The sequence below is a fragment of the Desulfonatronospira sp. genome, assembly GCA_003563255.1.
GTDB lineage: Bacteria > Desulfobacterota > Desulfovibrionia > Desulfovibrionales > Desulfonatronovibrionaceae > Desulfonatronospira.
The window spans coordinates 1-7,374 of record PWSL01000103.1 but is presented as its reverse complement, the minus strand read 5'-3'; the positions used below and the strand labels follow the sequence as shown (position 1 = coordinate 7,374).

Below are 7,374 nucleotides of genomic sequence, written 5' to 3'. Positions count from 1 at the left end.
TACAGCGAAACTTATTTATTTACCTCCGGGGACTGGCTCTCCCCGCACTTATTTTTTCCAATAAAACCAAGATCATTTTCAATAAAAATAAGTGCGGGGGTGCCTGTCCCCAATTGAGGCATAAAATTTTATAAGTTTTGCTGTAGTGCTAATATCTGGTTTCATGGCCCTGAAGCCTGCTGCACCGGACCGCTGACTTGCTAGCACGACAACCGGTTGGGGACGTGATTATTATCGGGGGAAATGGTCTTTTGACCGAACAAATAAATCTTAGGAGGTTTTGTAATGCGTAAGTCTTTGTTGATTATCTTTCACACCGTGTTTTTCGTAGGTCTTGCCAGTGCCGCATTTGCATCTGAAGTGGCACCCGAAGTTATCGGCAACATCGCCCTGGCCACAGGTCTGGGCATGGGTATTGCCGCCATCGGTACCGGCATTGGACAGGGCCTGGGTCTGAAGGGCGCTTGTGAAGGTACAGCCCGCAACCCGGAGGCAGGCGGTAAAATCACCGTTACCCTGCTGATCGGTCTTGCCATGATTGAGTCTCTGGCTATTTACGCTCTGGTTATCAACCTGATTCTGCTGTTCGCTAATCCTTTCATCTAGACCTGACCTTACTATAAGGGAGGGGGCATCCCCCTCCCTTTTTTCTGACGGTGATTGTTAAAAATTTCACTATGCACTATCTAAAATTTGAACGTATACCCCGGGCCACAATTTCCAGGCTGGCCGTCTATGTACAGGAACTGGAAGTAATGGAGCAGCAGGGACTGAAAGTCATTTCATCTGAAAAGCTGGCTCACCTGTGCGGGGTAAATCCTTCCCAGATACGCAAGGATCTGGCTTACTTCGGCGAATTCGGCGTTCGAGGGGTGGGCTATTATGTTCATGAGCTCCGCGGAGCCATCAGACAAAGCCTGGGACTGGACAGGAACTGGAACGTGGTCCTGGTGGGCGTGGGCAATCTGGGTCGTGCCCTTTTACGGCACAATATGCTGCGCAAAAGAGGCTTTGTCATTGTAGCGGCCTTTGATTGCGACCCCTTCAAGATAGGCGAGGAAATTGCAGGACTTGAAGTCAATTGTTCCAGCAAACTGCCTGAAAGCACCCAGGAGATGAACGTGGAAATAGGGGTGATCACAACTCCCCCGGAAAGAGCTCAGAGAGCCGCCAACTACCTGATCGAGGGCGGGATCAAGGGAATCGTCAATTTCGCCCCTGCAAGGATAACAGCTCCGGATTACGTATCCGTAGAGTATGTAGATTTTATTCACCATATGTTCTCAGTGGCCTTCAATATCACCCAGAAGCAGATCAAGGGTCTTTTCTGATCATTTCGATTCCCCCCCGACCTCAGGCCTGGGGACAGTCCCCATGCCGGTTCCGGCACCTCCTGAATGCTTACAATAAATTTATGCAGGGATGCCTGCCCCCTGCTTTGAGTGCATGTGAGGAATAAACTGCTCTGGTGAAGGATGCTTTTATGACACTTACAGATTATACAGAACTTGCAGGGGACCTGCAAAGAGTGCTGGGGGAGAAGTACAGGCTGGACGATCATATTTTAAACGTGCCGGGCTTTTCCATGGCCTGCCGCATTGACGAGCACTATTTTCTGGCCCTGGAACCACTGCTTCTGAAGAACCTGGGAACCTGGTCGGCAGTGCTGCCATCCAGGGTTTTAAAGGCACTCATCAAGACCGGCAACATACTGACCTGTCCTCCGGACAGAGAACATATGGTCGCACTTCGCACCACCTGGGAGGGACTGGGACGCTTTGTCAGGATAAAGGCCTGTTTTGTGCAGGGGGAATTTTTTGACCGGGCCTTGAAGGTTTTCGGCGGCCGGGCGAAGCCGTTGCCCCTGAGCAGCCTTCAGGTACATTCAGATGACCGGGCCGGAGTGGAGGAATTTTTCAAGGGTAAAACACCCCCCGCCTCCTGGCTGTATACGGACAGGCCCGGTTAAGGACCGGGGAGGGGCTATGAAGACTCTATTTTGCGGTGTTGGGGAAGCCTTTGACGAGAACCTTCCCAACACCAGTATCCTGGTCAGGGCAAAGAATAATGGCGCAACAGTGATGATTCTTCTGGATTGCGGATTTACCGCTGCTCCAGCATACTGGAGACTGGTGCCGGATCCACTGGAACTCGACGCAGTATGGATCTCGCACCTGCATGGAGATCATTTCCTTGGACTGCCGCAACTTTTAATTCGCATCAGCGAGCACGGCAGGTCCAGACCTTTGCAGTTGGGCGGAGGCCCTGACACTTTTGAAACTGTAAAAAAGGCCATGGAACTCGCCTATCCTGGTAAATGGGATCGTCTGGGGTTTGAGATTATTTTCGAACAGGCTTATCCCGGGGCAATGCTTCAGCTGGCAGGTGTAGAGGCTGTAGCCCTGCCTGTAGAGCACGCGGTCCCATGTCTCGGGATAAAGTTCATAAGCGGTGGCAAGACGTTATTTTACAGCGGGGACGGGAGGCTGCAGCAGGATGCATGGCTGGAGCTGCAGGGCTGCGACCTTGCCATCTGCGAGGCCTTTACTCTGAAGGGACATACGGCTGGGCACAACAGCGCAGAGCAGGTGGCCTCCATGGTGCGTACAGCAGATATCCGTCAGGCAGCTCTGGTCCACATGCAGCGCGGCGAGCGACGCAGGCATAAAGACCAGCTTCAAAGCTTTCTGCACAAGGAACAGGTACAGGGCTTTATGCCGGAACCAGGAGAGGCAGTGGAGATATAAAAAAAGGACCGGGTGACTGACCCGGTCCTTGTTATATATTATTGCCGACGGCAGGGAGGTTAGTACATTCCGCCCATGCCTCCCATTCCGCCCATGCCTCCCATTCCGCCCGGGGCTCCGCCTTCTTTCTTGTCCTCGGGCTTTTCAGCTATGGCAGCCTCGGTGGTCATGAGCAGGGATGCAACGGAAGAAGCATTCTGCAGTGCGATGCGGGTGACCTTTTTGGGGTCGATCACCCCGGCAGCTATGAGGTCTTCGTATTCTCCGGTGGCCGCGTTGAAGCCATTACCGTCCTTGCTGTCCTTGACCTTTTCAATTATGAGTGCGCCTTCAAACCCGGCGTTGATGCAGATCTGGCGCAGGGGCTCAACCATGGCCTTGCGCACGATATCCACGCCGGAGATTTCATCATCGTCTGCTGCCTTGACGTTGTCCAGGGAAGGCAGGGCGCGGATGTAGGCTACTCCGCCTCCAGGTACGATACCTTCTTCCACGGCGGCCCGGGTGGCGTTGAGGGCATCTTCAACCCTGGCCTTTTTCTCTTTCATCTCGCTCTCAGTGGCTGCGCCCACATTGATGACTGCAACGCCGCCCACGATCTTGGCCAGACGTTCCTGCAGCTTTTCGCGGTCATAATCGGAGGTGGTTTCATCGATCTCTGCGCGGAGCTGTTTAATCCTGGCCTTGATGTCTTCGGCCTTGCCTGCACCGTCCACAATAGTGGTGTTTTCCTTGTCAATGACTACGCGCTTGGCCTTGCCCAGATCGTTGACGGTAGCGTTTTCAAGCTTGAACCCAACGTCTTCGGAGATCACCTGTCCGCCGGTAAGAATGGCGATATCCTGGAGCATGGCCTTGCGGCGCTCGCCGAAGCCCGGGGCCTTGACTGCAGTCACCTGCAGGGTGCCGCGCAGCTTGTTCACCACCAGGGTGGCCAGGGCTTCGCCTTCAATGTCTTCAGCAATGATCACCAGGGGCTTGCTCATCTTGGCCACCTGTTCCAGGACGGGCAAAAGGTCCTTCATGGCGGAGATCTTTTTCTCGCAGATGAGGATCATGGGGTCGTCCATCTCGCTGACCATTTTTTCAGCGTCTGTGACAAAGTAAGGTGAGAGGTAGCCGCGGTCAAACTGCATGCCTTCCACTACGTCCAGAGTTGTTTCCAGGCCTTTGGCCTCTTCTACGGTGATTACGCCTTCCTTGCCCACCTTGTTCATGGCTTCGGCGATGATGTTGCCGATGGTGGGATCAGAGTTGGCGGAAATGGTGCCTACCTGGGCGATTTCCTTCTGATCCCTGGTGGGTTTGGTTATCTTGTCCAGTTCGGCCACTACGGTCTCAACTGCTTTTTCAACACCGCGCTTGATGGCCATGGGGTTGCGGCCGGCGGCCACCAGCTTGATGCCTTCATTGAAGATCGCCTGGGCCAGGACTGTGGCTGTGGTTGTTCCGTCTCCGGCTACGTCGCTGGTTTTTGAAGCGACTTCCTTGACCATCTGCGCGCCCATGTTTTCGAACTTGTCTTCCAGCTCGATCTCTTTGGCTACGGTTACTCCGTCCTTGGTGATGGTAGGTGCTCCAAAGGACTTTTCAATTACCACGTTGCGCCCCTTGGGGCCCAGGGTGACCTTGACCGCGCGGGCCAGCTGGTCCATGCCCTTCTGGAGTTTCTCTCTTGCTTTCACATCGAACAATACATGCTTGGCAGCCATATAAATTCCTCCTTAAAATATCTGAATGGGTATTATGTTAATCGATAATGGCCAAAATGTCGTCTTCACGCATCACCAGATGCTCTATGTCATCGATCTTGACTTCTGTGCCGGCGTACTTATTGAACAGGACGATGTCTCCGGTTTTGACGGTCATGGGCAGATTTTTTCCGTCATCACCCGTCTTGCCGGGACCTACAGCCACAACTTCTCCTTTGATGGGCTTTTCCTTGGCTGTGTCCGGAATGATGATACCTCCCTTGGTCACTTCTTCTTCCTCAAGACGTTTGACCAATACACGGTCATGCAACGGCTTCAAGTTCATAATCCTTACCTCCATTATAGAATTTTGTTTGGTTTTGTTGAAAACTTGAGATATATAATAAAAATGTTAGCACTCGTCAAGACCGAGTGCTAACATTTTTAATAATTTTTTTTGTATCCTTGTCAGGCGGGATTTTCAGGGCCGGCTGGTTTGACATCCAGCCTTTTTTGGGGCAGGCATCTTTTTTTCCGCGAAAATTTTTCCGACATAAAGGAGCAGCTGATGCTGGATATAAAACTTGTCAGAAACAATCCTGAGGTAGTGGCCAGAAGCATTCAAAACAGGGGTGCGGCTCAGGATCTGGATGACTTTCTAAAGATGGAGCAGCAAAGAAGGGAACTTACCCGTAAAGTACAGGAACTCAAGACCAGGCGTAATCAGGCATCCCAGGAAGTGGCTCTGGCCAAGAGGGAGGGGCGCGATCCGGACCAGGCTCTGGAAGGATTGTCCGAGCTTTCCGAAACCATCAAGGAACTGGATGGTGAGCTTAAAGGGTTGGACAGGCAGGTACAGGAGTGGCTTCTGACAGTGCCTAATATCCCGGCCGAGGATGTGCCGGTGGGCAGCAGCGAGGAGGACAACCTGGAGGTCAGGACCTGGGGAGAAAAGCCCCCCATGGATTTTCAGCCCCGGGAGCACTGGGACCTGGGCGTTGAACTGGGGGGGCTGGACTTTGAGCATGCAGCCAGAATGACCGGATCAAGGTTTGTCATCTACTTGGGTTGGGGAGCGCGCCTGGAGAGGGCCCTTATAAATTTTATGCTGGACGTGCAGACCGGGGAACACGGCTACCAGGAGACCATGCCACCCATGATCGTCAACCGTGAAAGCATGACCGCCACCGGACAGCTCCCGAAATTTGCAGAGGATCTGTTCAAGCTGGAAAACTGGGAATACTACCTCATACCCACTGCCGAGGTGCCCCTGACCAACATCCACAGGGGTGAAATACTGGATGAAGACCGGCTTCCCCTGGCTTATGCCGCCTTTACCGGGTGCTTCCGATCCGAGGCGGGGTCCCACGGCAAGGATACCAAGGGCATAATCAGGCAGCACCAGTTCAACAAGGTGGAGCTGGTGCGCTTTGCCCATCCAGACGACTCCTTTCAGCAACTGGATCTGCTTCTGGGCCATGCTGAAGAGATTCTTAAGCGACTGGGACTTCACTACCGGGTGGTCAGCCTCTGCACCGGTGATCTTGGCTTCGGCGCGGCCAAGACCTATGATATAGAGGTCTGGCTGCCGGGGCAGGGCAAGTACCGGGAGATTTCCTCCTGTTCCAATTTCACGGATTTCCAGGCCAGGCGGGGGGATATCAGGTATAAGCCCAGGCAGGGCAAGAAAAGCCGCCTTGTGCATACCCTGAATGGTTCCGGGCTGGCGGTAGGACGTGCCCTGGTGGCAATCATTGAAAACTGCCAGCAAAAAGACGGCAGCATTGTGATCCCTGAAGTGCTCAGGCCTTACATGGGAGGCATGGACCAGATCAGGAAGCAATGAACTGGATTTTTTGTTGACAAATTCTATCCCGATGAGTATCTTATATCGTTTCGAACAGGGGGCCGTTAACTCAGCCGGTAGAGTATCTGCCTTTTAAGCAGAGAGTCGCAGGTTCGATCCCTGCACGGCCCACCATTTAAAGCGTCCCCATCGTCTAGCGGCCCAGGACGTCGGCCTCTCACGCCGAAAACAGGGGTTCAAACCCCCTTGGGGACGCCAAATATTTCAACAGGTTATATCCTGTTGCCCATAGCCGTTGCCGGTAGAAGTACCGACGGAAGTACTAAGCCCCCGAAGCTGTAGAAACGGGGGCTTCTTTTTTATTGAATGGAAGAAGGGGACAGTCTCTTTTTGCGTTTTATTTCAGCTTATGCTATCCATTCTTCCAACAGCTCAACCACAAGCCTTAAAGGAGGTATCTCATGCCCCGCATAGCCCGCTTTATCTGTAACGACCGTCAAACCGTCTACCCGGTTAAATTGCTTGAGGTTTAAGTATCTATTATTACTGCACGTGATTTCAGTAACCGCTATCTTCCATGGTATGCCCTGTGCGCCTCAAGCTAAGATTTGAGCAGTCATTTATATTGGCTCAAATCTTATTTAACCGGGTAAACCACGTCATATCCCGTACAGCTCTGGCAGGCCTGCCCATCAAGGATTCTTCTAAGTAACTATAATCGTATTGGCACTAAAATCAGGTACTTGCTAATTTCAGGATATTTGCTCTTGTTCCCAGGCTCCAGCCTGGGGACACCATTTTTTTGTGGCTCCAGCCACATTATCGAAGGCAAAAGCTACAGGATGAAAGACCAGATTCAGGAACAATAGCTCCGCACAGGCAACCGCCGGCATCAACCTTTATGTCTGGAGCTGGCGGTTGCTCCAAAACAACAATTTTAAACCGGCGTTTTATGGCATTTTCAAGCAGCCCCTAACACAGGCATCACGAGCTGTATTATCAAACCAAATCATGTCAAAAATTAAACAAGCTCACGACAAGATATTCAAGAATGTTTTTTCAGACAGAAAAAACGCCCTGAATCTTCTGGGGAATTTTCTGCCTGCAAATATTCTGAACCGCCTGGACC

8 protein-coding genes and 2 tRNA genes are annotated in these 7,374 nt (G+C 52.3%); 8 read left to right on the top strand and 2 right to left on the bottom strand.

Features of this window, described 5'->3' with window-relative positions; genetic code table 11:
• Nucleotides 1–285 precede the first annotated feature (285 nt).
• From atpE to QZP87_RS03040, 4 genes are all read left to right on the top strand, one after another.
• Nucleotides 286–606, top strand: a complete 321-nt coding sequence (gene atpE, locus QZP87_RS03055) for an ATP synthase F0 subunit C (protein WP_291321443.1) — start codon at nucleotides 286–288, stop codon at nucleotides 604–606.
• A 71-nt stretch (nucleotides 607–677) separates the two neighbouring features.
• A complete protein-coding gene (locus tag QZP87_RS03050; protein ID WP_291321442.1) occupies nucleotides 678–1,331 on the top strand; it encodes a redox-sensing transcriptional repressor Rex in 654 nt (217 codons plus the stop codon).
• A 152-nt stretch (nucleotides 1,332–1,483) separates the two neighbouring features.
• Entirely contained in the window at nucleotides 1,484–1,969 is a 486-nt protein-coding gene (locus tag QZP87_RS03045; RefSeq protein ID WP_291321441.1) for a hypothetical protein, read from the top strand.
• Nucleotides 1,970–1,985: 16 nt separating this feature from the next.
• Nucleotides 1,986–2,747 carry an MBL fold metallo-hydrolase gene (locus tag QZP87_RS03040; protein WP_291321440.1) on the top strand — a complete coding sequence of 254 codons (762 nt, stop codon included), beginning with the start codon at nucleotides 1,986–1,988 and terminating at the stop codon, nucleotides 2,745–2,747.
• Between the two features lie 59 nt (nucleotides 2,748–2,806).
• Here QZP87_RS03040 and groL read toward each other — a convergent pair whose 3' ends face one another.
• Entirely contained in the window at nucleotides 2,807–4,459 is a 1,653-nt protein-coding gene (gene groL, locus QZP87_RS03035) for a chaperonin GroEL (RefSeq protein ID WP_291321439.1), read from the bottom strand.
• A gap of 37 nt (nucleotides 4,460–4,496) precedes the next feature.
• On the bottom strand, nucleotides 4,497–4,784 hold the full coding sequence (gene groES, locus QZP87_RS03030) for a co-chaperone GroES (RefSeq protein ID WP_291321438.1): 288 nt from the start codon (nucleotides 4,782–4,784) through the stop codon (nucleotides 4,497–4,499).
• Nucleotides 4,785–5,006: 222 nt separating this feature from the next.
• Here groES and serS point away from each other — a divergent pair, with 222 nt between their 5' ends.
• The 4 genes from serS to QZP87_RS03010 all read left to right on the top strand — a co-directional run.
• Nucleotides 5,007–6,284 (top strand): serine--tRNA ligase, encoded by a 1,278-nt coding sequence (gene serS, locus QZP87_RS03025; protein WP_291321437.1) that lies wholly within the window; start codon nucleotides 5,007–5,009, stop codon nucleotides 6,282–6,284.
• Nucleotides 6,285–6,343: 59 nt separating this feature from the next.
• Nucleotides 6,344–6,419 (top strand) — tRNA-Lys (locus tag QZP87_RS03020).
• Nucleotides 6,420–6,427: 8 nt separating this feature from the next.
• Nucleotides 6,428–6,503: transfer RNA gene (locus tag QZP87_RS03015), tRNA-Glu, on the top strand.
• Nucleotides 6,504–7,256: 753 nt separating this feature from the next.
• On the top strand, nucleotides 7,257–7,374 hold a 118-nt coding region (locus QZP87_RS03010), incomplete at its 3' end, for an Rpn family recombination-promoting nuclease/putative transposase (RefSeq protein WP_291321444.1).